The sequence below is a fragment of the Amycolatopsis sp. cmx-4-61 genome (genome assembly GCF_046548775.1).
Classification (GTDB): Bacteria; Actinomycetota; Actinomycetes; order Mycobacteriales; family Pseudonocardiaceae; genus Amycolatopsis.
Window position 1 is genome coordinate 45,922 of sequence record NZ_JAEBEI010000020.1, and the last position, 21,568, is coordinate 67,489.

Sequence of the window (21,568 nt, forward strand, 5' to 3'; positions counted from 1 at the left end):
TGTTTCGTGCCCGCTCAGCGGCGGCGCGACTTGCGGTCGTCCTTGATGTGGCCCTTGAAGGTCCGCGTCGGGGCGAACTCGCCCAGCTTGTGACCCACCATGGCCTCGGTGACGAACACCGGGACGTGCTTGCGGCCGTCGTGCACGGCGATCGTGTGACCCAGGAAGTCCGGGATGATCGTCGAGCGGCGCGACCAGGTCTTGATGACCGTCTTCTTGCCCGATTCGTTCAGCGCGTCCACCTTCTTGAGCAGGTGGTCGTCCACGAACGGGCCCTTCTTGAGGCTACGTGGCATGTTGTTCTACCTCCCTGCTCAGCGCTTGTTCTTGCCGGTACGCCGGCGGCGGACGATGAGGGCGTCGGACGCCTTGCGGCGACGCGTGCGGCCCTCGGGCTTACCGTTCGGGTTGACGGGGTGACGACCACCGGACGTCTTGCCCTCGCCACCACCGTGCGGGTGGTCGACCGGGTTCATGACGACACCACGGACCGTGGGGCGCTTGCCGCGCCAGCGGTTGCGGCCGGCCTTGCCCCAGTTGATGTTGGCGTGGTCGGAGTTGCCGACCTCGCCGACCGTGGCGCGGTTGCGCACGTCCACGTTGCGGATCTCGCCCGAGGGGAGACGCAGCTGGGCGTACGGGCCGTCCTTGGCGACGAGCTGCACCTTCGCGCCCGCGGACCGCGCCATCTTCGCGCCGCCGCCGGGGCGGAGCTCGATCGCGTGGATCACGGTGCCGACCGGGATGTTGCGGAGCGGCAGGTTGTTGCCCGGCTTGATGTCGGCCCGGGGGCCGTTCTCGACGGTGTCGCCCTGCTTCAGCTTCTCCGGCGCGATGATGTAGCGCTTCTCGCCGTCGGCGTAGTGCAGCAGCGCGATGCGAGCGGACCGGTTGGGGTCGTACTCGATGTGCGCGACCTTGGCGGGGATGCCGTCCTTGTCATTGCGACGGAAGTCGATGACGCGGTAGGCGCGCTTGTGGCCGCCACCCTTGTGCCGGGTGGTGATCTTGCCGGACGAGTTGCGACCGCCCGAACCGCTCAGCGGACGAAGCAGCGACTTCTCCGGGGTGGAGCGGGTGATCTCGGCGAAGTCCGAGACGCTCGAACCGCGACGACCGGGGGTCGTCGGCTTGTACTTGCGGATGCCCATTGTCAGCTCAGTCCTTTACGCGGTGGGTCCGCCGAAGATCTCGATCGCCTTGCTTTCGGGCGAAAGAGTCACGATGGCGCGCTTGGTGTCCTTGCGCTTGCCGAAGCCGGCGCGAGTCCGCTTCCGCTTGCCCTGGCGGTTGGCCGTGTTGACGCTGACCACCTTGACGCCGAACACCTTTTCGACCGCGATCTTGATCTGGGTCTTGTTGGCGTCCGGGCGGACGATGAACGTGTACTTGTGGTCCTCGAGCAGCCCGTAGGACTTCTCGGAGATGACCGGCGCGAGCAGGATGTCGCGGGGGTCCGGAATGGCGACCGAACTCACTTCTCGTCACTCCCTTCCGTGACCTCGCCCGACCGCGCGGAGGCCTTGGCCTTGCCGCGGGCGGGGCCGGCGACGAACACGTCGTACGCGGCCTTGGTGAACACGACGTCGTCGTTGACCAACACGTCGTAGGTGTTGAGCTGGTCGGCCCAGAGGATGTGCACCTCGGGCAGGTTCCGCAGGGAAACCCAGCTCAGCTCGTCGGCCCGGTCCAGCACCACGAGCACGCGCCTCGCCTGCGTCACGGCGGCGAGGGCGGTCTTGGCGGCCTTGGTCGACGGCTTCTCACCGGTCACCAGCTCGGTGACGATGTGCAGCTGGCCGGCGCGGGCCCGGTCGGAGAGGGCGCCACGCAGGGCGGCGGCCTTCATCTTCTTCGGGGTCCGCTGCGAGTAGTCACGCGGCGTGGGGCCGTGGACGACGCCACCACCGGCGAACTGCGGCGCGCGGGTCGAACCCTGGCGGGCACGGCCGGTGCCCTTCTGCCGGTACGGCTTCTTGCCGCCACCGGAAACCTCACCACGGGTCTTCGTGTCGTGCGTGCCCTGGCGCGCGGCGGCCTGCTGGGCCACCACCACCTGGTGCATCAGCGCGACATTGGCCTGCACGTCGAAGATCTCCTCGGGGAGGTCCACGGTGCCGTCGGCTTTACCGGCCGGGGTCTTCAGCTCGACGCTTGTCATTCGGAGTTACCACCCTTCGCGGCGCTGCGAACGAACAGCACGCCGCCCTTGGGACCGGGCACAGCGCCCTTGATCAGCAGCAGGCCGTCCTCGGCACGCACCGCGTGCACGGTCAGGTTCTGCGTGGTGACCCGGTCGTTGCCCATCCGGCCCGCCATGCGCAGGCCCTTGAAGACGCGGCCGGGGGTGGCGCAGCCACCGATGGAACCCGGCTTGCGGTGCACGGCCTGGGCACCGTGGCTCGCGCCCTGGCCCTTGAAGCCGTGGCGCTTCATGACACCCGCGTAGCCCTTGCCCTTGCTGGTCCCGGTCACGTCGACCTCGACGCCGGCGGCGAACACCTCGGCGGTGATCTCCTGGCCGACCTCGTAGGTCTCGGCGTCGGTGGTGCGCAGCTCGGCGAGGAACCGCCGCGGGGTCACGCCCGCCTTGTCGAAGTGGCCGGTGCGCGGCTTGTTCACCTTGCGCGGGTCGACCGCGCCGAACGCCAGCTGCACGGCCTTGTAGCCGTCCTTGTCCTGGGTCCGAACCTGGGTGACCACGTTCGGACCGGCCTTGACGACGGTCACCGGGACAACCCGGTTCTGTTCGTCGAAGACCTGGGTCATGCCGAGCTTGGTGCCCAGGATGCCCTTCATCTGCCTGTCAGACATGAGTCTCTTATCTCCGCCGCTCGCCCGCCGCTACTACTGGATGTTGACGTCGACGCTCGCCGGGAGGTCGATGCGCATGAGCGCGTCGACCGTCTTCGGCGTCGGGTCGAGGATGTCGATCAGACGCTTGTGCGTGCGCATCTCGAAGTGCTCGCGCGAGTCCTTGTACTTGTGCGGCGAGCGGATGACGCAGTAAACGTTCTTCTCGGTGGGCAGCGGCACCGGCCCGACAACACGGGCGCCGGTGCGCGTGACCGTCTCCACGATCTTGCGCGCCGAGGTGTCGATCGCCTCGTGGTCGTAGGCCTTGAGCCGGATGCGGATCTTCTGTCCCGCCATGGTGGCTGCTCGTTCCTTGTCGTCTCGTGCCGCTATCTCACAAACCCCGGCCGGTGTAGCTAGCCACCAGACCATGGGTTTCCGCAGTTCAACGGCCCTGTCCCCGGTCCACGCGGTCGGGCGTGTCGCGCCCGACGCACAGACGGATCCCGCGGGATCGTCGTCTTGCCTGGTCTTCCTCAACGTGAGGAGGCTTCGAGCCGGCACCGCTTTTGCAAGCACTGTCGTCTCACTGCCGTTGCCCGCTCGCCTGCAACCCGAAGGAAGAGCTCGGCGGACCGTGGCCACTCGCACCGGAGCGGCCGGACCCTGTCGTCGGAAACCCGAAGGATCGGCCGCCCCAGGACGAGCAACCAAAATAGTGTCGCACACGTGAGTTGACGCCCTGCACCCGGGGGTGTATTACCCGGGCGCAGGGCGCCTACGTCACTTGATGATCTTCGTAACCTGGCCCGCGCCGACGGTCCGGCCACCCTCGCGGATGGCGAAGCGCAGACCCTCGTCCATCGCGACCGGCTGGATCAGCTGGACCGAGATGTCGGTGTTGTCGCCCGGCATGACCATCTCGGTGCCCTCGGGGAGGGTCACGACGCCGGTCACGTCGGTGGTGCGGAAGTAGAACTGCGGGCGGTAGTTGTTGAAGAACGGGGTGTGACGGCCACCCTCGTCCTTCGACAGGATGTAGACCCGGCCCTCGAAGTCGGTGTGCGGGGTGGTGGTGCCCGGCTTCACGACGACCTGGCCGCGCTCGACGTCCTCGCGCTTGATACCGCGGACCAGCAGGCCGACGTTGTCGCCCGCCTGGCCCGAGTCGAGCAGCTTGCGGAACATCTCGACACCGGTGACGGTGGTCTTGGTCGACTTCTCGCGGATACCCACGATCTCGACCTCTTCGTTGACGTTGATCTGGCCGCGCTCGACGCGACCGGTCACCACGGTGCCACGACCGGTGATGGTGAAGACGTCCTCGATCGGCATCAGGAACGGCTTGTCGAGCTCACGCACCGGGTCCGGCACGTTGTCGTCGACGGCGGTCATCAGCTCGAGAACGGCCTCGGACCACTTCTCGTCGCCCTCGAGAGCCTTGAGGCCGGACACGCGCACGACCGGCGCGTCGTCGCCCGGGAACTCCTGCGAGGACAGCAGCTCGCGGACCTCCAGCTCGACGAGCTCGAGGATCTCCTCGTCGTCGACCATGTCGGCCTTGTTCAGCGCGACCACGATGTAGGGCACGCCGACCTGGCGGGCGAGCAGCACGTGCTCACGGGTCTGCGGCATCGGGCCGTCGGTGGCGGCCACGACCAGGATCGCGCCGTCCATCTGGGCGGCACCGGTGATCATGTTCTTGATGTAGTCCGCGTGACCGGGGGCGTCCACGTGCGCGTAGTGACGCTTCTCGGTCTGGTACTCGACGTGCGAGATGTTGATCGTGATGCCGCGCTGCTTCTCTTCCGGCGCGTTGTCGATCTGGTCGAACGCCCGCGACTCGTTCAGCTCCGGGTACTTGTCGTGCAGCACCTTGGTGATGGCCGCGGTCAGAGTCGTCTTGCCGTGGTCAACGTGACCGATGGTGCCGATGTTGACGTGCGGCTTGGTCCGCTCGAATTTCGCCTTCGCCACTGGAATGTCCTCCTGGACTGATTTCGCTTTGTGCTCGTGGGGCGGCGTGGCTGCCGCCCCACGATTGTTCCTTCGTCGGTGCTGCGGACGTTCAGGAGAGTCCCTTAATGCCCGCGAGCGCTGGGGGAGTTACTCCCCCGTCGCCTTCGCGATGATTTCCTTCGCGACGTTCGCGGGAACCTCGGCGTAGGAGTCGAACACCATGGAGTAGTTCGCCCGGCCCTGGGTGCGGGACCGCAGGTCGCCGACGTAGCCGAACATCTCCGACAGCGGGACCAGCGCCTTCACGACGCGGGTACCGGACCGCTCCTCCATGGCCTGGATCTGACCACGGCGGGAGTTGAGGTCACCGATGACGTCACCCATGTAGTCCTCGGGCGTGGTCACCTCGACCGCCATCATCGGCTCCAGGATCACCGGGCCGGCCTTCTTCGCGGCTTCCTTCATCGCCATGGAACCGGCGATCTTGAACGCCATCTCCGAAGAGTCGACCTCGTGGTACGCACCGTCCAACAGGGTGAACTTCAACCCGACGAGCGGGTAGCCGGCCAGGACGCCGTACTGCATCGCGTCCTGCGCGCCCGCGTCCACCGACGGGATGTACTCCCGCGGCACGCGACCACCGGTCACCTTGTTGTCGAACTCGTAGAGCGCGCCGTCGGTGCGCTCGAGCGGCTCCAGCTTCACGATGACCTTCGCGAACTGGCCGGAACCACCGGTCTGCTTCTTGTGGACGTAGTCGAGCTTGTCGACCGTCTTCTTGATCGTCTCACGGTAGGCGACCTGCGGCTTGCCGATGTTGGCCTCGACCTTGTAGTCGGACTTCATCCGGTTCACCAGCACCTCGAGGTGCAGCTCGCCCATGCCCGCGATGATCGTCTGGCCGGTGTCCTCGTCCAGCTTCACCTGGAACGTCGGGTCCTCTTCGGCCAGCTTCTGGATCGCCAGGGACAGCTTCTCCTGGTCGGCCTTCGTCTTCGGTTCGATCGCGACCCGGATGACCGGCTCGGGGAACGTCATCGACTCCAGCACGATCGGGTTCTGCGGGTCCGCCAGGGTGTCACCCGTGGTGGTGTCCTTCAGCCCGATGACCGCGTAGATGTGGCCGACCTGGGCGTCGTCGACCGGGTTCTCCTTGTTGGAGTGCATCTGGAAGATCTTCCCGATGCGCTCCTTGCGCTCCTTGGTCGCGTTGATGACCTGCGCGCCGGAAGCGACCTTGCCCGAGTACACCCGGATGTAGGTCAGCTTGCCGAAGAACGGGTGCGCGGCGATCTTGAACGCGAGCGCGGCGAACGGCTCGTCGACCGACGCCTTGCGGGTCGCCGTGGTCTCGCCGTCGGGCAGCAGGCCCTCGACGGCCGGGACGTCCAGCGGCGACGGCAGGTAGTCGATCACCGCGTCGAGCATGGGCTGCACGCCCTTGTTCTTGAACGCGGAACCGGCCAGCACCGGGAACGCCGCCCGGGTGATGACGAGCTTGCGGATGCCGGACTTGATCTCGGCCTCGGACAGCTCTTCGCCCTCGAGGAACTTCTCCATCAGGGAGTCGTCGGTCTCGGCGACGGTCTCGACCAGCTTCTCGCGGTACTCCGCGGCCCGGTCGGCCAGGTCGGCCGGGATCTCCTCGACGGTGTAGTCCTCGCCCTTCTGCACCTCGCCGCGCCAGACCAGGGCCTTCATCCGGACCAGGTCGACGACGCCTTCGAAGTCGTTCTCGGCGCCGATGGGCAGCTGGATCGCCAGCGGCTTGACGCCGAGGCGCTCCTCGATGGTGCGCAGGGTGTAGTAGAAGTCCGCACCCAGCTTGTCCATCTTGTTGACGAAGCAGATGCGCGGGACGTCGTACTTGTCCGCCTGCCGCCAGACCTGCTCGGACTGCGGCTCGACACCTTCCTTGCCGTCGAAGACGGCGACCGCGCCGTCGAGCACCCGCAGGTTGCGCTCCACCTCGACGGTGAAGTCGACGTGCCCGGGGGTGTCGATCAGGTTGATCTGGTGGTCGTCCCAGAAGGTGGTGGTGGCAGCCGAGGTGATGGTGATACCCCGCTTCTGCTCCTCCTCCATCCAGTCCATGGTGGCGGCGCCGTCGTGGACTTCACCGATCTTGTAGTTGACCCCGGTGTAGAACAGGATCCGCTCGGTGGTCGTCGTCTTGCCGGCGTCGATGTGGGCCATGATGCCGATGTTGCGGACCTTGTTCAGGTCGGTCAGCACTTCACGTGCCACGAGAGTGTTCCCCTGTTCTCAAGCTTGGGGCCCGGCATGGCTGGCCCATAAGGACGGGCGGCGATGCCGAACTACTTACCAGCGGTAGTGCGCGAAGGCCCGGTTGGACTCGGCCATCTTGTGCGTGTCTTCGCGACGCTTCACCGAGGCACCGAGGCCGTTGGAAGCGTCCAGCAGTTCGTTCTGCAGGCGCTCGATCATCGTCTTCTCGCGGCGGGCCTGCGAGAAGGAGACCAGCCAGCGCAGCGCCAGCGTGGTGGAGCGGCCCGGCTTGACCTCGATCGGCACCTGGTAGGTGGCACCACCGACGCGGCGGCTCTTCACCTCGATGGTGGGCTTCACGTTGTCGAGGGCGCGCTTCAGCGTGACGACCGGGTCAGTGCCGGTCTTCTCGCGAGCGCCTTCGAGCGCGCCGTACACGATGCGCTCGGCCAGGGACCGCTTCCCGTCCTTCAGCACCTTGTTCACCAGCTGGGTGACCAGTGGGGAGGCGTAGACGGGGTCGGAGATCAGCGGCCGCTTCGGGGCCGGACCCTTGCGGGGCATTAGCTCTTCTCCTTCTTCGCGCCGTACCGGCTGCGCGCCTGCTTGCGGTTCTTGACACCCTGGGTGTCGAGCGAACCGCGGATGATCTTGTAACGGACACCCGGAAGGTCCTTCACACGACCACCGCGCACGAGCACCATCGAGTGCTCCTGGAGGTTGTGGCCCTCACCGGGGATGTAGGCGGTGACCTCGATGCCGCTGGTCAGCTTCACACGCGCGACCTTGCGCAGCGCCGAGTTCGGCTTCTTGGGGGTCGTGGTGTACACGCGGGTGCACACGCCACGCCGCTGCGGGCTCCCCTTGAGGGCCGCCGTCTTCTGCTTGGCAGCCTTGTCCTGGCGGCCCTTGCGGACCAGCTGCTGGATCGTGGGCAATGGACCAGCTTCCTGTCGTGATCTGCTTCTTCGTGTCTTCACCGGCCCCCGCGGTCGGGCGTGTCGGCCCGCGTCACGGTCTCGCGACCGGTAACTTCCCGGAGGGATTTCCGTCGGAACCCCGACCTGCCGAAGCCGGTGACCGGGTGCCTGAGCACCCCGCCCATGCGCACGGCACGCGGAGCGGCCCGACGCATGCCGGGCACGGTCTCCAAAGATACCCGCCCGGGTCCGGGAGGAACGCGGCGGGGGGTCTGTAGGTCGGCGAACCTCCAGCGTACCTCTCAACGCCCCCGGGCTGCGGGACATTCCCACGCCTCGGGTCGGCGACTTCCGAGGCGGGCCCGGTGCGCCGGTCGCCGGAGTCGGCAGAGTTATCAACGCCCGGCCGTGGTGACGCATTCCCGTTGCGGGGTCGAGGCTTGGCCGGGCGAGCAGCTCGGTGGTCACCGAGCGGCCGCCCCCGCCGCGGCGGGCCATCACGGCCCCCGCGGGCTCCTTCTGTCTCAGTCCTCGTCCGGCTTCGCGTGGTCCGGCTTGCCCGGGTTCGGGTCCCGGGACAGGTCGATCAGGGGGTGCACGCCCGCACCCTCCGGGGCCGCGTGGCTGCCCGTCGACTTCGGTTCTTCGTCGGGCCGTCCGGCCCCTTCGGTGCTGGTCATCACACACTCCTCGCGCTTGGTCCCCCTGCTTCCCTCTCCGCCGAAAACCTACCCATTACCCGGTCGGGTGATGCAGTGGGATCGGATCGGCCGTTCCGTGCGTCACAGTGCGGTCGGGGGATCACGATGGGTGCACCACGAGGCGAAAGAGGCGGGCATGTCGGGCGAGTTCGAGCACCTGGTGGCCGAGTTCGAGCGGTTCCGGGCGGGGATCCGCACGGCCGACGAGCGGTTCGCCGGGCTCGGCGCGATGCAGCAGCAGCTGGCCGCGCTGCGGGCGAGCGCCGCGTCGCCGGACGGGGGTGTCACCGTCGTCACCGGGCCGGGCGGGGCCGTCCTGGACGTCCGGTTCACCGAAGCCGCGCTCGCCAAGGGCCCGCAGGCCCTTTCGGCCACCCTGCTCGCCACCCTGCGGGAGGCCGTCGGCGAGGCGGCCCGGCGGCAGGCCGTGCTGGTCGAGGAACACCTGGGCGACGACCTCGGCCTGGTCGAACAGGTCCTGGAAACCCAGGCCGCGGCGTTCGGAACCACCGTCGAGGAACTGCGGTCGAAGCTGCCGGGAGACCAGCCGCAGGCCGAGGACTTCTCGGAGCAGCGAGTGCTGCGCCCGGCCGGCCCGCCACCGGCGCCGCCCGCGGCGGGCCCGTCGCCGGGTGACCGCTTCCTGCGCTCCCTGTTCGACGAGGAGGACTGATGGGCGGCGGTTACCGCGTCGAGGTCGACGCACTGCACAAGTACGTCGGTGACCTGGGCAAGTACCGCGAGCAGGGCGCGAAGATCACCGAGCAGGTGGCGCGATCCGACGTCGGCGGCAAGTCCTGGGGCGTGGTCGGCGTCTTCACGAAAGGCGGCTACGACGACACCCTGCGCGAGCTGCAGTCCCTGCTCGCGTCGATCGCGGACGGGCTGGCCTCGGCGCAGGCGAAGCTGACCGACGCGGCGAACGTCTACCAAGGCGTCGAAGACGACCACAAGACCTTCTTCGGCCAGGTCGAGACGCTGCTCGACGGCCCGGGAAAGCACTGAGGGGGAACGCATGGCCGAGGTCGAAGACGTCGCGGGCGGGATCACCGTCGAGTCCGAAGATCCGAAGACCGTGCTCGGCGTCAACGTCGGCAACGCGGTCAAGGCGACGCCGTTCGCGGGCAGCGCCGTCACCGTCGGCACGGACGCGGTCTCGGTGACGAAGGCGGTCTTCGCGCCCCACCCCGACGGCGCGGACATCACCCTCGCCCTCGGCACGATCGCCACCGACACGGCGAGCTTCATCCAGTCGAGCTCGAGCACCATCACCGACATCGCGACCGACCCGCTCGGCTGGCTGGTCGGGCAGGGGCTGAACTTCCTGGTCAACGCCGTCCAGCCGATCCAGGACGCGATCCACTTCGTCAGCGGCGACGGACCCGCGCTGAGCGTCGCGGCGGAGAACTTCGGGGCGATCGCCACCGGGCTCGACCAGCTGGCGAAGAACTTCGCCGAAGTCGCCGACGAGTCGCTGAAGGGATGGGAGGGCGACGCGAGCAACGCGGCGAAGGCGGCTCTCGGCGAGTTCGCGCACGGCATCGAGGGCGTGGCGGGCCGGTCCGGCGACCTGGCCCGGATGCTGCAGCTGAACAGCATGCTGATGAGCTTCGCCGAGGACCTGGTCAAGGCCATCCTCACCGAGTTCGTCACGTGGCTGATCCTGCTGTGGGTGCCGGCGCTGGCCGCCGCGGTGCCGACCTGCGGGGCCTCGCTGTCCGCCGCCGCGCCGGTCACCGAGGTCAAGGCCGCGCAGACGACCGCGAAGACCACCCAGAAGGTGAACAAGCTCCGCGAGCTGCTGCAGAAGGTGCTCGGCTGGCTCCGGAAGCTGCAGCAGAAGTTCGCCTCGACGACGCTGGGCAAGTCGCTGACGAAGATCGCGGAGGAGAACGAGGGCAAGGACCTCCTCCAGAAGGCCGTCGGCGACCAGGGCCTGATCGGCAAGCGCTGGGCGAAGGCGTTCGAGAACCCGGTCCTCGACGCCGCGGGCAAGGTCGACTACCGGAAGACGATGCTGAAGGCCGGCGCCACCGAGGCGCTGAAGAAAGGTGGCGAAGCCGCGGTCAAGGGCGTGCTCGGCTACCAGCCGGGCGACCCGGGCGACAACCCGGCCAAGACGGTGAACGACCACCTCGGCAAGCTCACCGGCCACGTGAAGAACGCGAAGAAGGCGAGCGACTACGACGGGACGGGCCGCGACCAGTCCGTCGAAGAGACGCGCGAGGACCTGGACTTCTGACGATGCAGACGCTCTTCACCATCGGCGTCCTGGTGGTCGTGGCCGCGGTGGCCGCCGCGATCTGGTGGCGGTCGCAGCGGCGGGCCGCCGCCGGCCGTGCAGGGCACTGGTTCGGGGCGTTCGCGGCCGAGCACGGCGGCACGTCCGGCAGCGGCGACGGCGGCGGCTCCCCCACTTTCGGCGTGGTTCACCCCACCGGGCGACCGCTGACCGGCGCGCCGAGCGATCCCTGGGTCGAGTTCCGCCTCGGCGACCGGCCGGTGCTCGCGATCGACACGCGGGAGTCCTACCGGCACGTCGACGACCACGTCCACTTCCGGGACCTGCACGTCACGCAGGTGCGCGTGCCGCCGGGCCCCGAGCTGCGGATCGTCCCGGGCCGGCCGGTGTCGATGCCGACGCTCCCGCCGGACTCCGCCCTCGACGCCGAGCTGGCGCGGTGGCTGGCCGCGAACCCGCGGTTCGGGCAGCGGGCGGTGGTCGTCGAGAACGGGTCGGCGCGGACCTGGGGTCCGGGCTGCGCGACGCGGGAGAACGTCGTCGCCGAGGCCCGGTACCTCGCCGAGCTGGCCGATCACCTGCCCGCGACGCTGTGGAACGTCAGCGGCGGCGCGTCGTGAGGTGGGTCAGGCCCGCCGACAACGCGAACACCACGCCGAGGCCGACCACGTAGGGCCCGGCGAGGAGCGCGAATCCCGCGCCGATGTTGGCGTCCGGCTGGTCGGACGTGGCCCGGAAGCCGATCGCCCCGACCGAGAGCAGGATGGCGCCCGCGGTGATCAGCACGACGGCGATCACCGTGAGGCGTTTCGTGACGGGCGTCATGCGTTCATGGTGCCCGGCCCGCCTCGGATCCGCCGGACGGCGGCTCAGCCGAGGCGTCCGGGTGCAAGCGGCCACTTCACCCGGGGCCGGCTTCGGCGCCGTCACCACCCGGCCAGGGAGAGGCGGCATCCGACCGCGCCGCTGCCCTGGCCGAGCACCGACCACCGCGATCAGCGCGATGGCGAGCCTGCGCAGCAGGTGCCGGTTCATGGGGACTCGCAGGGAAAAGGCGGCGGCCCCTCGCACGGAGAGGCCGCCGCCGGGATCAGAACGAAGGCAGGAGCTTGCCGGGCACGCCGTTGATCGACTGGATCAGGCCGAGCACCGGGACGCCGAGCGGGGCGAACGTCCAGATGTTGTGCAGGCCGCTCGTGTCCGGCTCGTCGACCACGACGACGCCGGGGGCGTCGGCGGCCAGCGCCGGGGCCGCCGCGCCGGACAGGACCGCTCCGGCGAGGACCGCGGCTCCGGCCGCGCGGACGAGGTTCTTCTTCATGGCAGGCACCTTTCAGGAGACGGCGGTGAGGAGGCCGAAGACGGGGGCGAGCAGGCCGGCCGGCTGGCCGAGCGGGCCGAGCACGCTGCCGAGGTCGACGCCGGGGACGAGCCAGACCGGGCCCTGAACCGGGTCGGCACCGGCGACACCGCCGGCCAGGCCGGTGAACGCCGTGGCCGCGGCGAGCGGCAGCAGCACGCGGGCAGCAAGACGCTTCATGCGCTTTCCTTTCCTTCCAAGGGTTTTTCAGCGGAGAACCGACGTGATCGGCACGATGGTTCCGTCGGGGACCCACTGGCCCGCGTAGTCGCGGTCCAGCACCATTCCGGTGGCGTGGGGTTCGGTGGGGTCCATCGGCATGGCGTTGACCTGGGCCGCGGCGAAGATCTGCACGTCGCCCGCGGCCACGCCCGCGCCGAGCCAGTTCCGGAAGCCGCCGGGGCTCGGGCTTTCGCCGCCGAAGCGGTTGCCGACCGCGACCGCGTACCCGACCGCGGTGGCTTCCCGCGGGTCGAACCGCAGCGGCAGGGACGCGCTCGCGACGGCGTTGACGATCGGCCCGTTCAGCAGCCACGGCGCCAGGTAGAGCCCGTACTGGTGGGTGGGGTGCAGCCGCTGCAGCTCAGCGGCCCGCGTCATCGCGGTGTACCCGACGCTCCACCCGGAAACGACGACGAGCGCGGTGTCGGGCCCGGCGTCCGGCCGCACCGCCAAGCCGGTCCGCGCCGCGGTTCGCCGCACCAGCTTCGCCGCCGCGACACCGCGCGGCGAGTCGTCCGACACCAGCGTCAGCGCGGACGGCTTGCGGCCGGCCAGGAACTCCACCAGCTTGACCAGCGCTCCCCCGTCCTCCGGGGCCAGCGCGTCGGACGGGCACGCCGTCAGCACGGCGGCCCGGCCGGCGACCAGGCCGCCGAGTGCGGCCGACGCGCATTCCGGCGCGTCGGCGTCCGGGATCGCCGGGCCGGGCGCGGTGCCCGCGTCGACCTCGACGACCGCCGTCGCGGCCCCGCGGTGGATCTCCACGTCGCTGCGGCCGGGCGGGAGGTCGACGTCGGCCCAGGTGCCTTCGGCGCCGGGACGCGCGACGGCCTGGGAGATCAGGCCGCCGCGGACGCCGACGGAGAGGTCGTCGCCCGCACTCGCCGGGAAGTGGACGACGTTGTGCCCCGGCCGCTGCGGGCTGACCAGCACCGGGAACCCGGCCTCGTCGGCCAGCAGCGGCACGCCCGGCACGGGCAGCGACGGCGGCGCCGGGATCGCGCCGAGCGCGCTCCAGGCGGCGAACGCGAGCGCGACGGCGACCGCGCCGAGGCGGTAGGCGCGGGCCCGCAGCACCACCGCGAGCCCGCTCACCACCAGCGGCAGGACCACCACGGCCACCACCACGACCCCGAAGACCGTCGTGCCCAGCCGCCGGTCGAACCCGAGCCCGGACAACCCGAACCGCACCACCCCGGCGACGACGAACAACCCGCCGAAGGTGATCGCCAGGGGCCCGGGCCGGACGGCCGAGGTCGCCACCGGACCGAACAGCGCGAAGCCGAACCAGACGGCCGCCCCGGCGACGAACACCGAGTCCAGCGCGAAGCCGACGCCCGTGTCGCCGAGCGAGGTTTCGAGGACGACCAGCGCCAGCAACGCGACCGACGCCCAGCGCCCGGCCCGCGGCCACCGCAGCAGGAGCGGCACGGCCACCGCGAGCACGACGTGCCCGGCGAGCGCGACGACGTTGATGTCGACGGCGAACTCCGACGCGACGGCGAGCAGCGCCGACAGCCCGCCGAGGCCGGACAGGGTGAGCTTCTGCGTGCGCGTCAGCTCCCCCACCAGCGGCCGCAGCAGCCCGCCGCCCGCGAGGAACGTCGTCGAGAGGAGCAGTGCCAGCCGGAGGACGAGCGCCAGGACGTCCACTGTGGACGAGCCGGTCCCCGGGTCGTGGTGGTGGTCCATGGGGCTACCTCACGTCCGCGTCCGCGACCACGAACAGCTCGGAGTGCGGCTTGGCGTTGCCGAAGGCCCCGTGCGGCCAGGACTTGCGGTTGAAGTTGATGCCGACCTGGCCGGTGAACTCGTCCCGGAAGTCCTGGTCGACCGCGACCTTCCCGTCCGGGCCGAGGTTCAGCAGGTTGACCTTGTGGTCACCGTCGAGCCCGGACCGCGCGACGAAGTAGTTCGACACCGCGAGGTGCTGCGGCGAGGGGGTTTCGTGGTAGAAGCCGTCGTCGCCGAGCGCGAGGTTGTCGTAGGCGCCCCAGTGCGGGCCCGCGCCCGGCGTGCCCGGGTTGATCGGGGCCGCGCCGACGACGGTCGGCAGGTCGCCGCCCCCACCCTGCTGCGCCTTCGCCTTCGTGTCGACCCGGCCCTCGATGTCCTCGATGCGGTCGCCGGCGTCGACCAGCTTCCGGATGTCGAGCACGTAGACGCCGCCGGTGGTGCCGGGGTCGTCGGCCGAGAGGGTGCCCTTCTGCCGCCCGACGATCGCGCGGTAGAGGTACTTGTCGTCCGGGCTCGTCTGGATCCAGCCGCCGTTGGAGCCGGCGCCGTTCGAGTCGTTGTTCGCGTGGATCGCCTTGTTGGCGGCGCCGTCGTCGAACACCTCGATCCAGTGCGGCTCGGCCGCGGTGATGTCCGGCGTGTAGAACACCGCACCGCCCTGCATGGTCTGGGCGAACGCGCCCTTGTGGCCGGGCAGGTTCGTCACGGTCGTCTCCATCACCGCGCGGCTTTCGGCGTGCAGCGGGTCGGCCGGATCGGCACGCGGGCCGTCCTGCAGGTAGGACACCGACTTCAGCCTCGGGTGGTTGCGGTCGGAGATGTCCCAGGTCCGCACGGTCGGGCGGCGCAGGTACGGCGACGGCTGCTTCACCGGGTCGAGGATGATGTTGCGCGGCTCGGCGTAGTCGCTGGTGACGAGCGTGTTCAGGTCCTCGCGGGCCTGGATGCCGTGCGGGTTGGCGCACGTCGGCTTGCCCAGCTGCGGGAGGTTGTCGCAGAGCTTGGCGTTGTCGCCCTGCGGCGTGGCCGCCGGGGACTCCGAGAGCACCTGCGCGTTCTGTCCGAAGTGGACGACCTCGCCGGGGCTGCCCGCGAAGCCGTTGCCGATCTGCGTGGAGCCGTCGGCGTAGGCGTGCGGGCCGGGCACGACCGGGCCGCCCATGTACGTGCCGTACGCGGTGCCGTCCTTGAGCACCCAGTAGGCGTCCGGGACGCTCCCGCCGAGCGTGTTGGTCGGCAGGCTGACGCCCTTGAGCTTGAGCTGCGGCAGCGCGCTGACGTCGAAGGCGTACGTCGCCGCAGCGAACAGTGCGCCGGCGTAGATGGTGTCGCCCTTGTGCCACACGTACTGCATGTGGTGCGGTTCGTTCTCGACCAGCGGGCCGACGGTGGCGGTGTTGACGACCTTGCCGTAGGTCGGCGAGCCCTGCGTCGCGTCGATCACGGCGAGGAAGTCCGGGCCGGGCAGGGCGTTCTTGAGCTTGTTGAGGCCGCCACCGAGCGTGCCGGGCAGGTTCTTGACGTCCTTGACCAGCGTGTCGGCGATGTTCTCGTCACCGGCCCAGACGAGCAGCCACTTCTTGCGCGGGCCGCTTTCCCCGCGGGCGAGGTCCTTCGTGACCAGGTGGTTCTGCACCCAGTACTGCTTGCCGTCGGACGCGGTCTTCGCGTCGGTGACGGTCTGGACGTCGGCGTAGGCGCCGGTGGCCGAACCGGTGTACGTGACTGCGCCGGCCGCCAGGGCGAAAGCGGCGGCGCCGGTCACCACCTTTCGCCACCGGCCCGGGCGCAACGGAGTTGGTCGCATGGTTCTCCCTGTTCTTCATCGCGGACGGAAACCGTTGGGACACAACGGAAAGCTGACATCAGCCGACCAGGACGGGATATTGGCGCCAACCGGACGAAGGGTCCAGCCGTGATCAAAGAATGGGAACCGGCTCGAAAGAGTTAATCTCCCACGAAGTGGGCCGATTTGACGCGTTTCGCTGCGCCGAAAGGGTGAGCCGGAACGCTAGGCCAACCGGCGGTGTCACGGTTGGTCACAACGGCGCAGCCCCGGCGTTTGAACGCCGGGGCTGCGAGTTATGGATTCGTTATGGAGTGCCGGGAACTCGGCTCAGAGTCTGGTGCCGCAGTCCGAGCAGAAGAGCGCGCCCGGTTTGTTGCTTTCGCTCCCGCAGCCACCGCAGGCGGCCTTCAGCGCGAGGGACGTACCGCACGACGAACAGAACTTGCCGCCGTCGGTTTTCAGGCCGCAGCCCGGGCACGTGACCTTCGCGCGGGTGTCGATGTCGAGGCCGGACGTCCAGTCCTTCTCGCGGGCCCTGTCCCAGATCTGGTCGCGCTGGGCCGACGCCTGGGCGCGGGAGATCTCCTCGGCGACGCTCGGCGAGCAGCGCAGGCACTGGCCGATCTCCTCGTTCCAGCACTGCGACTCGCACATCCAGTCGCCGCAGCCGCGGCACTGGCGGAAGCTCGGGGTGATCTCCTGCACCGCCGCCGCCAGGGCCTTGTCCTTGGCCGGGGAGTTCGTCGCGCGGTCGTAGCGCCACTGGTCGGCCGAATTGCTCAGGTCACGCAGCGTCCCGCCGAAGAACGAGCCGACCGCGCGAAGCACGCTCCGGCCGGTCTCGACGTTGTCGCGCTGGAAGGCGGAGCGGAAGCCGTTTCCGCAGCGTTCGCATCGGAACTCGAACTGGTACCCCTGCGTGTTCGAGAGGTCCGAGAAGTTGTCCGTGAAGGGCACAGAGTCAGCCACGGCCCATCTTCGCCGGGCGGCCGTCCTCGCGGTGACGAGAGATTTGCCGACAACGGCTTGGCTACCGCCCGTCACGGGCGGCCGAGAACGCCAGCGGCAGCAGGGCCAGCACCCCGCCGACGACCGCGACCAGCGCGTACCCGCCGCCGGCGAACAGCGCGCCGGAACCCAGCCCGGCCAGGGCGGACGCCGACCAGACGACCGCGTCGACGCTGCCCTGCACCCGGCTGCGCGTCTCCGGCGCGAGGTCGCGGCTCAGCTGCGCGCTGCCGCCGACGAACACGAGGTTCCAGCCGTAGCCCAGGAGGAACAGCGCGATCGGCAGGCCGGACGTGTGCGCCGTCGGGGCCGCGAGCGCGGTCGCCGTCGCCAGGGCGAGCACGCCGAGCCCGGCGTTGATCGCCACGCGCGGTCCCCAGCGGTCGGCGATCCGGCCGGACAGCGGGGCGAGGGCGAACATGCCGATCATGTGCGCGCTCAACACCCAGCCGACGGCACCGAGGCCGTGCCCGTGGCTCTGCAGCTGCAACGGCGTCATGGTCATCACCGCGCCCATCGCGAGCTGCGCGGCGACCATCGCGACCAGCGGGCGCACGAAGCGGGTGCCCGGGGGTCGCTGCGAGCTGTCCGGGGTTCCGGGTGGCGGAGCCTCCGGCCCGGGCCCGAGGCCCGGTTGGCGCCGCGGGGGCACGTGCCGCGGGAGGAACACCGCCGCCAGCGCCGCACCCGCCGTGGCCAGGACCGCCACCGCGGCCGGGCCGGACAGCGACGGCCAGCCGAAGCCGGCCGCGGCACCGGCCGCCGGGGCCATCAGCGCGGGCCCGGCGAGCGCGCCGACGGTTCCGCCCCAGACGACGGTCGAGAGCGCGCGGCCCCGGCGGTCCGGTGGGTACAGGTCGGCGGCCAGGTACCGCGAGAGCTGCGCCCCGCCGTTGCCCAGGCCGACCAGCAGGATGCCCAGCAGCAGCGGCACGACCGACGTCGCCAGCGCGCCCGCGAACGCCACCAGCGCGCCGGCCGCGGCGATGCCGTAGCCACCGGCGAGCACCCGGCGGCTGCCGTGCCGCGGCACCAGCGTCCCGGCGCCGAGCGCGCCCGCCGCGGTGCCGAGCACGTTCGCCACGCTCGGCAGCCCGCTCCACACCGCGCCGCTGCCGGCCGCGACGATCAGCGTGGCCGCGGTGCCCAGGCCGACCGTGGCCGTGTTGAGCAGCGCGACACCGGTGAACAGCACCCCCGTCGACCGGGCCCGGCCGGTCATCGTCGAAGTCCCCATGACCAGCAACTTTAGGGATTCCGCGGTCCGGACCGAAGCGGCGATGCACGGGATTTCGCTCGCCCGACGCCCCCTTCGAAAGGAGAATGCCCGCCATGACCTTCCGTTCGGAAAAGGCGCTGGACGACGTCGACTGGCGGCTGCTGGACCTGCTGCAGGCCGACGGGCGGCTGTCCTTCAAGGAGCTCGGGCGGCGGATCAACCTGTCGGCACCGGCGGTCGCCGAGCGCGTCCGGCGGCTCGAAGAGACCGGCGTGATCACCGGCTACCGCGCGCAGGTCGACGCGCGGCGGGCGGGCCAGCCGCTGCAGGCGTTCGTCGAGATGCGGTGCGCGCTCGCCAGCTGCCTGCTGAAGACGTCGAAGTCCGAAGACTACCCGGAGGTCGTCGAGATCCACCGGCTCTCCGGCGACCACTGCACGATGCTGAAGATCCGGGCCGCGTCGCTCGAGCACTTCGAGGGCCTGCTGGAACGGCTGGGCAAGCACGGCGAGCTGCGGTCGTCGGTGGTGTTGTCGACGCAGTTCGAGGGCCGGCCGGTGCAGCGCCCGCCGAACGACTTCCTCCGCGCGACGAAGGCCGACGGCTGGTCCTGACCCCGACGGCGGCTGCGCGTCCGCGGCCGAGCTGCTAGACGAGAGGGATGCCGTTCTTCACCCGCCGGGTGCGTGCCCTCGCCGTCACCCTCGCCGCCCTGGGCGGCCTCGCCGTGCCCACGCCCGCGCAGGCCGGCACGCCTCGCGCCTTCGTCGCGCTCTCCGACGTGGCGCCGACGATCCTGCAGGACATCCGCTACGACACGCGGCACAACTTCGTCGGCCGCCGCATCGACGGGTACCGGCAGCCGCTGTGCATCCTGACCCGGCCGGCCGCCGAAGGGCTGCGGAAGGCGCAGGCGCGGCTGGTCAAGCTGGGCTACACGCTCAAGGTGTACGACTGCTACCGGCCGCAGCGCGCCGTCGACCACTTCGTGCGGTGGGCGAAGGACCTCACCGACGAGAAGATGAAAGCGGAGTTCTACCCGAACGTCGCCAAGGACCGGCTGTTCGCCGACGGGTACATCGCCGAGAAGTCCGGGCACAGCCGCGGCAGCACCATGGACCTCACGCTCGTGCGGATCCCGCCGCGGTTCCAGCGGCCGTACGTCCCCGGCGAGCCGCTCAAGGCGTGTTTCGCGCCGCGGGACGAGCGCTTCCCCGACAACACCGTCGACATGGGCACCGGCTACGACTGCTTCGACCCGCTCGCCCACACCGACAACCCGGCGATCACCGGCGTCGCGCGGCAGCACCGCGACCTCCTGCGCACCACGATGACCGCGGCGGGCTTCCGCAACCTGCCCGAGGAGTGGTGGCACTTCACGCTGAACGACGAACCGTTCCCGGACACCTACTTCGACTTCCCCGTGTCCCGCGGCAGCCTGCACTGAAAAAGCGCCCCCGGTCCACTGTGGACCGGGGGCGCTCCGTCTTCGGACGTCAGGCCGCGCGACGGCGGCGGCGGGCACCGAACAGCAGGCCGCCGCCCAGTGCGAAGGCGGCCAGGGCGAGCGCACCGAGGCCGAGCGCGTCGACGCCCGTGCTGGCCAGGCCCGAGCCGCCGCTCTGGCCGCCGCCGGTGCCGCCGGGCGCAGCCGGCGTCGCCGGGGTGGCCGCGGTGCAGTCCGCCGGGTTGACCGGGACCGCCGGGGCCGGTGCGGCACCTTCCTCGGCGTCGATCCGCCACACGTGGTGGTTCTCCGGCGGGCCCCAGACGTCGATCCGCACCGGGTTCTCGTACTTCACCTTCCAGCCCGTCGGCGGCAGCAGGTACAGCTGGTACTGGGGACCGGGTGCTACGTCGAGGAACTCGAAGTGGCCCTTCGCGTCGGTCGTCCGCTCACCGGCGACCGGGCAGTGCTGATCGGACACGAGGACGACCTTGACCCCGGCGAGCCCCTGCTTCACCTGGCCCTGGCCGTCGAAGACGCCGATGTCACCCTCGACCACGGCCTTGGCACCCGGGACGGCCGCCTGCGCGTGGGCTTGCGCGTGGTTGTCGATGTCGACCTCGGGGTAGCCGAAGTCGCAGGAGGCCACGACGATCCCGCGGTTGAACGCGGCCTGCGGAACGGCCTCGGAGACGTCGAGCACGCGGGTCTCCCCGGCGGCGATCGTCACTCCGTCTCCGGCGAGATCGCCCCAGCCGGGGGTGCGGCCGCTGAGGATGTAGGGGTCGCCGACGCGGTTGCACTCGGCGACGATGCCGACGAGCGGGACCGGCCCGGAGTTGGTCAGCGTCACCGTGACGTGCGCGGGTTCGCCCACCTGGTAGCTGTCCCGGGTGAACTTCATCGACGCCGTGAGCGCGCCGTTCAGCGGCCGCGCGCCGCGGACGGTGAGCTCGGTGTCCGGGCCGACCTGGACACTCCGGAACGGGAACAGCCAGCCGTCGACGACGTCACCGCCGAGGAAGTACTTGGCCGCCGGGATCTCCCCGAAGTCGAAGTGGCCGCCCTGGCCGCTCGTGGCCTTGTAGGTGAGGTTGCCGTACCGCAGGGTGAGCGTGACGCCGGTCAGCTCCTCGCCCGCGTCGAGCTTGCCGTTGCCGTTCGCGTCGCCGTACACGACGCCGGTCGGGTGCGCGGGTGTCTTCGCGAGCTTGATCGGCACGTTGAAGCTCGGCGCGACGCCGTGACCGTCCTTGTCGAACACGAAGCCGCGCAGGTTCGCGTGGTCCTGGCTGATGTCCTGGAGCTGCCCGACGACCGGCTGCGTGAAGGTCTCCCCCGGCTGCAGCGTCACGCCGGGCTTCCCGCTGAGCGGGCCCCACCCGTCGATGTAGGAGACCACGACGTCGTCCGGCTTGTCGAAGAACTGGGCGACCCGCAGACCCTCGACCGGCACACTGCGCGGGTTGTGGATCTTGATGGCGAAGTGGACGTCCGCATTGGTCGGGTACGACTCGGCGAGGTCGAACGAAACGTCGAGGTCCGGCTGCGGCACGGGGTCGTCCTGCGGCTGGTCCGCCGCCGGCTTGTTCTCGGGCTGCGTGGAACTCGGCGCCGGTGCCTCCGAATTGGACGGCTGTGTGGACGACGGCCCTGTGGACGGCGCTTCGGACGTCGGCGTCGGCTCGTCCGCGGCCGCCGGGCCGGCGAACACGCTGGTCAACAGCGCCGCGGCCGTCAGCGCGGCGAATGCGCGCGCGACGGAACGCGGCTTTCCGGATATGTTCACGAACAGTCACCCCTGATTACCCGCTGGAAACGCGCAAAGCCCCCGAACCGCGTGAACCGGGTTACTGTAGCGACAACGGATGGCCGGTTGGGTGACATTTGCGAAACGACGAAAAGGCCCCCGCCGGAAATCCGGCGGGGGCCTTTCGTC

Annotated in this window: 25 protein-coding genes; 6 read left to right on the top strand and 19 right to left on the bottom strand. The window is 70.2% G+C overall.

The features are described from left to right. Window positions 1-14 precede the first annotated feature (14 nt). From rpsS to ACLJOU_RS38440, 11 genes are all read right to left on the bottom strand, one after another. A complete protein-coding gene (gene rpsS / locus ACLJOU_RS38390; RefSeq protein WP_003102083.1) occupies window positions 15-296 on the bottom strand; it encodes a 30S ribosomal protein S19 in 282 nt (93 codons plus the stop codon). A gap of 18 nt (window positions 297-314) precedes the next feature. After that, window positions 315-1,151: a 50S ribosomal protein L2 gene (rplB, locus tag ACLJOU_RS38395; RefSeq protein WP_043781934.1), complete on the bottom strand. Its 837-nt coding sequence runs from the start codon at window positions 1,149-1,151 to the stop codon at window positions 315-317. Between the two features lie 15 nt (window positions 1,152-1,166). Further along, window positions 1,167-1,478, bottom strand: a complete 312-nt coding sequence (gene rplW / locus ACLJOU_RS38400; protein ID WP_003102087.1) for a 50S ribosomal protein L23 — start codon at window positions 1,476-1,478, stop codon at window positions 1,167-1,169. After that, window positions 1,475-2,161, bottom strand: coding sequence for a 50S ribosomal protein L4 (gene rplD / locus ACLJOU_RS38405; RefSeq protein WP_410574182.1), 687 nt, complete (start codon window positions 2,159-2,161; stop codon window positions 1,475-1,477). The genes rplW and rplD overlap by 4 nt, the downstream gene beginning before the upstream one ends. Next, window positions 2,158-2,814, bottom strand: coding sequence for a 50S ribosomal protein L3 (rplC, locus tag ACLJOU_RS38410; RefSeq protein ID WP_410574183.1), 657 nt, complete (start codon window positions 2,812-2,814; stop codon window positions 2,158-2,160). The genes rplD and rplC overlap by 4 nt, the downstream gene beginning before the upstream one ends. A gap of 33 nt (window positions 2,815-2,847) precedes the next feature. Further along, a complete protein-coding gene (gene rpsJ / locus ACLJOU_RS38415) occupies window positions 2,848-3,153 on the bottom strand; it encodes a 30S ribosomal protein S10 (RefSeq protein WP_003102098.1) in 306 nt (101 codons plus the stop codon). A gap of 426 nt (window positions 3,154-3,579) precedes the next feature. Further along, complete coding sequence (gene tuf / locus ACLJOU_RS38420; RefSeq protein ID WP_091304691.1) at window positions 3,580-4,773, bottom strand: elongation factor Tu; 1,194 nt, start codon at window positions 4,771-4,773, stop codon at window positions 3,580-3,582. A 129-nt stretch (window positions 4,774-4,902) separates the two neighbouring features. After that, window positions 4,903-7,002: an elongation factor G gene (gene fusA / locus ACLJOU_RS38425; protein WP_410574184.1), complete on the bottom strand. Its 2,100-nt coding sequence runs from the start codon at window positions 7,000-7,002 to the stop codon at window positions 4,903-4,905. A 75-nt stretch (window positions 7,003-7,077) separates the two neighbouring features. After that, window positions 7,078-7,548 (bottom strand): 30S ribosomal protein S7, encoded by a 471-nt coding sequence (rpsG, locus tag ACLJOU_RS38430; protein ID WP_003102106.1) that lies wholly within the window; start codon window positions 7,546-7,548, stop codon window positions 7,078-7,080. Continuing rightward, a complete protein-coding gene (gene rpsL / locus ACLJOU_RS38435) occupies window positions 7,548-7,922 on the bottom strand; it encodes a 30S ribosomal protein S12 (RefSeq protein ID WP_003102113.1) in 375 nt (124 codons plus the stop codon). Before rpsL ends, rpsG begins: the two co-directional genes overlap by 1 nt. 506 nt (window positions 7,923-8,428) lie before the next feature. Beyond that, window positions 8,429-8,584 carry a hypothetical protein gene (locus ACLJOU_RS38440; protein WP_086857727.1) on the bottom strand — a complete coding sequence of 52 codons (156 nt, stop codon included), beginning with the start codon at window positions 8,582-8,584 and terminating at the stop codon, window positions 8,429-8,431. Between the two features lie 157 nt (window positions 8,585-8,741). Between ACLJOU_RS38440 and ACLJOU_RS38445 the strand changes: the two genes are divergently transcribed. The 4 genes from ACLJOU_RS38445 to ACLJOU_RS38460 are packed head-to-tail and all read left to right on the top strand — an operon-like array spanning window position 8,742 to window position 11,467. After that, window positions 8,742-9,278: a YbaB/EbfC family nucleoid-associated protein gene (locus tag ACLJOU_RS38445; RefSeq protein ID WP_410574185.1), complete on the top strand. Its 537-nt coding sequence runs from the start codon at window positions 8,742-8,744 to the stop codon at window positions 9,276-9,278. Next, window positions 9,278-9,610 carry an ESX-1 secretion-associated protein gene (locus ACLJOU_RS38450; protein WP_410574186.1) on the top strand — a complete coding sequence of 111 codons (333 nt, stop codon included), beginning with the start codon at window positions 9,278-9,280 and terminating at the stop codon, window positions 9,608-9,610. Before ACLJOU_RS38445 ends, ACLJOU_RS38450 begins: the two co-directional genes overlap by 1 nt. A gap of 10 nt (window positions 9,611-9,620) precedes the next feature. Then, window positions 9,621-10,847, top strand: coding sequence for a hypothetical protein (locus tag ACLJOU_RS38455; RefSeq protein ID WP_410574187.1), 1,227 nt, complete (start codon window positions 9,621-9,623; stop codon window positions 10,845-10,847). A 2-nt stretch (window positions 10,848-10,849) separates the two neighbouring features. Then, window positions 10,850-11,467 carry a hypothetical protein gene (locus ACLJOU_RS38460; RefSeq protein WP_410574188.1) on the top strand — a complete coding sequence of 206 codons (618 nt, stop codon included), beginning with the start codon at window positions 10,850-10,852 and terminating at the stop codon, window positions 11,465-11,467. Here ACLJOU_RS38460 and ACLJOU_RS38465 read toward each other — a convergent pair. The 7 genes from ACLJOU_RS38465 to ACLJOU_RS38495 all read right to left on the bottom strand — a co-directional run bounded on the left by ACLJOU_RS38465 (window position 11,448) and on the right by ACLJOU_RS38495 (window position 18,200). Beyond that, window positions 11,448-11,672, bottom strand: coding sequence for a hypothetical protein (locus tag ACLJOU_RS38465; protein WP_410574189.1), 225 nt, complete (start codon window positions 11,670-11,672; stop codon window positions 11,448-11,450). The genes ACLJOU_RS38460 and ACLJOU_RS38465 overlap by 20 nt on opposite strands. A 265-nt stretch (window positions 11,673-11,937) precedes the next feature. Beyond that, a complete protein-coding gene (locus ACLJOU_RS38470) occupies window positions 11,938-12,168 on the bottom strand; it encodes a hypothetical protein (RefSeq protein WP_410574190.1) in 231 nt (76 codons plus the stop codon). A gap of 12 nt (window positions 12,169-12,180) precedes the next feature. Continuing rightward, on the bottom strand, window positions 12,181-12,387 hold the full coding sequence (locus ACLJOU_RS38475; RefSeq protein ID WP_410574191.1) for a hypothetical protein: 207 nt from the start codon (window positions 12,385-12,387) through the stop codon (window positions 12,181-12,183). Window positions 12,388-12,414: 27 nt separating this feature from the next. Continuing rightward, on the bottom strand, window positions 12,415-14,121 hold the full coding sequence (locus ACLJOU_RS38480; protein WP_410574192.1) for a hypothetical protein: 1,707 nt from the start codon (window positions 14,119-14,121) through the stop codon (window positions 12,415-12,417). A gap of 4 nt (window positions 14,122-14,125) precedes the next feature. Beyond that, complete coding sequence (locus tag ACLJOU_RS38485) at window positions 14,126-15,973, bottom strand: hypothetical protein (RefSeq protein ID WP_410574193.1); 1,848 nt, start codon at window positions 15,971-15,973, stop codon at window positions 14,126-14,128. Between the two features lie 309 nt (window positions 15,974-16,282). Further along, complete coding sequence (locus tag ACLJOU_RS38490) at window positions 16,283-16,924, bottom strand: zinc ribbon domain-containing protein (RefSeq protein ID WP_410574194.1); 642 nt, start codon at window positions 16,922-16,924, stop codon at window positions 16,283-16,285. Between the two features lie 61 nt (window positions 16,925-16,985). Continuing rightward, on the bottom strand, window positions 16,986-18,200 hold the full coding sequence (locus tag ACLJOU_RS38495) for an MFS transporter (protein ID WP_410574195.1): 1,215 nt from the start codon (window positions 18,198-18,200) through the stop codon (window positions 16,986-16,988). 95 nt (window positions 18,201-18,295) lie between these two features. On the opposite strand from ACLJOU_RS38495, the gene ACLJOU_RS38500 reads away from it, so the two are divergent. Together ACLJOU_RS38500 and ACLJOU_RS38505 are read left to right on the top strand one after the other, a co-directional pair. Further along, the gene (locus ACLJOU_RS38500; protein ID WP_410574196.1) at window positions 18,296-18,796 is read left to right on the top strand and encodes an Lrp/AsnC family transcriptional regulator; all 501 of its coding nucleotides are present in this window, start codon (window positions 18,296-18,298) and stop codon (window positions 18,794-18,796) included. Window positions 18,797-18,843: 47 nt separating this feature from the next. Further along, entirely contained in the window at window positions 18,844-19,629 is a 786-nt protein-coding gene (locus tag ACLJOU_RS38505) for a M15 family metallopeptidase (RefSeq protein WP_410574197.1), read from the top strand. A 49-nt stretch (window positions 19,630-19,678) separates the two neighbouring features. Here the strand turns inward: ACLJOU_RS38505 and ACLJOU_RS38510 are convergent, their stop codons facing one another. Next, the gene (locus tag ACLJOU_RS38510) at window positions 19,679-21,418 is read right to left on the bottom strand and encodes a hypothetical protein (RefSeq protein WP_410574198.1); all 1,740 of its coding nucleotides are present in this window, start codon (window positions 21,416-21,418) and stop codon (window positions 19,679-19,681) included. Window positions 21,419-21,568: the final 150 nt, after the last annotated feature.

Excerpts from the sequence above, each read along its gene's own strand:
- rpsS (WP_003102083.1), bottom strand. The coding sequence starts at position 296 with ATGCCACGTAGCCTCAAGAAGGGCCCGTTCGTGGACGACCACCTGCTC.
- rplB (WP_043781934.1), bottom strand. The coding sequence starts at position 1,151 with ATGGGCATCCGCAAGTACAAGCCGACGACCCCCGGTCGTCGCGGTTCG.
- rplD (WP_410574182.1), bottom strand. The coding sequence starts at position 2,161 with ATGACAAGCGTCGAGCTGAAGACCCCGGCCGGTAAAGCCGACGGCACC.
- rplC (WP_410574183.1), bottom strand. The coding sequence starts at position 2,814 with ATGTCTGACAGGCAGATGAAGGGCATCCTGGGCACCAAGCTCGGCATG.
- rpsJ (WP_003102098.1), bottom strand. The coding sequence starts at position 3,153 with ATGGCGGGACAGAAGATCCGCATCCGGCTCAAGGCCTACGACCACGAG.
- rpsG (WP_003102106.1), bottom strand. The coding sequence starts at position 7,548 with ATGCCCCGCAAGGGTCCGGCCCCGAAGCGGCCGCTGATCTCCGACCCC.
- ACLJOU_RS38440 (WP_086857727.1), bottom strand. The coding sequence starts at position 8,584 with ATGACCAGCACCGAAGGGGCCGGACGGCCCGACGAAGAACCGAAGTCG.
- ACLJOU_RS38445 (WP_410574185.1), top strand. The coding sequence starts at position 8,742 with ATGTCGGGCGAGTTCGAGCACCTGGTGGCCGAGTTCGAGCGGTTCCGG.
- ACLJOU_RS38450 (WP_410574186.1), top strand. The coding sequence starts at position 9,278 with ATGGGCGGCGGTTACCGCGTCGAGGTCGACGCACTGCACAAGTACGTC.
- ACLJOU_RS38455 (WP_410574187.1), top strand. The coding sequence starts at position 9,621 with ATGGCCGAGGTCGAAGACGTCGCGGGCGGGATCACCGTCGAGTCCGAA.
- ACLJOU_RS38460 (WP_410574188.1), top strand. The coding sequence starts at position 10,850 with ATGCAGACGCTCTTCACCATCGGCGTCCTGGTGGTCGTGGCCGCGGTG.
- ACLJOU_RS38465 (WP_410574189.1), bottom strand. The coding sequence starts at position 11,672 with ATGACGCCCGTCACGAAACGCCTCACGGTGATCGCCGTCGTGCTGATC.
- ACLJOU_RS38470 (WP_410574190.1), bottom strand. The coding sequence starts at position 12,168 with ATGAAGAAGAACCTCGTCCGCGCGGCCGGAGCCGCGGTCCTCGCCGGA.
- ACLJOU_RS38475 (WP_410574191.1), bottom strand. The coding sequence starts at position 12,387 with ATGAAGCGTCTTGCTGCCCGCGTGCTGCTGCCGCTCGCCGCGGCCACG.
- ACLJOU_RS38480 (WP_410574192.1), bottom strand. The coding sequence starts at position 14,121 with ATGGACCACCACCACGACCCGGGGACCGGCTCGTCCACAGTGGACGTC.
- ACLJOU_RS38485 (WP_410574193.1), bottom strand. The coding sequence starts at position 15,973 with ATGCGACCAACTCCGTTGCGCCCGGGCCGGTGGCGAAAGGTGGTGACC.
- ACLJOU_RS38495 (WP_410574195.1), bottom strand. The coding sequence starts at position 18,200 with ATGGGGACTTCGACGATGACCGGCCGGGCCCGGTCGACGGGGGTGCTG.
- ACLJOU_RS38500 (WP_410574196.1), top strand. The coding sequence starts at position 18,296 with ATGACCTTCCGTTCGGAAAAGGCGCTGGACGACGTCGACTGGCGGCTG.
- ACLJOU_RS38505 (WP_410574197.1), top strand. The coding sequence starts at position 18,844 with ATGCCGTTCTTCACCCGCCGGGTGCGTGCCCTCGCCGTCACCCTCGCC.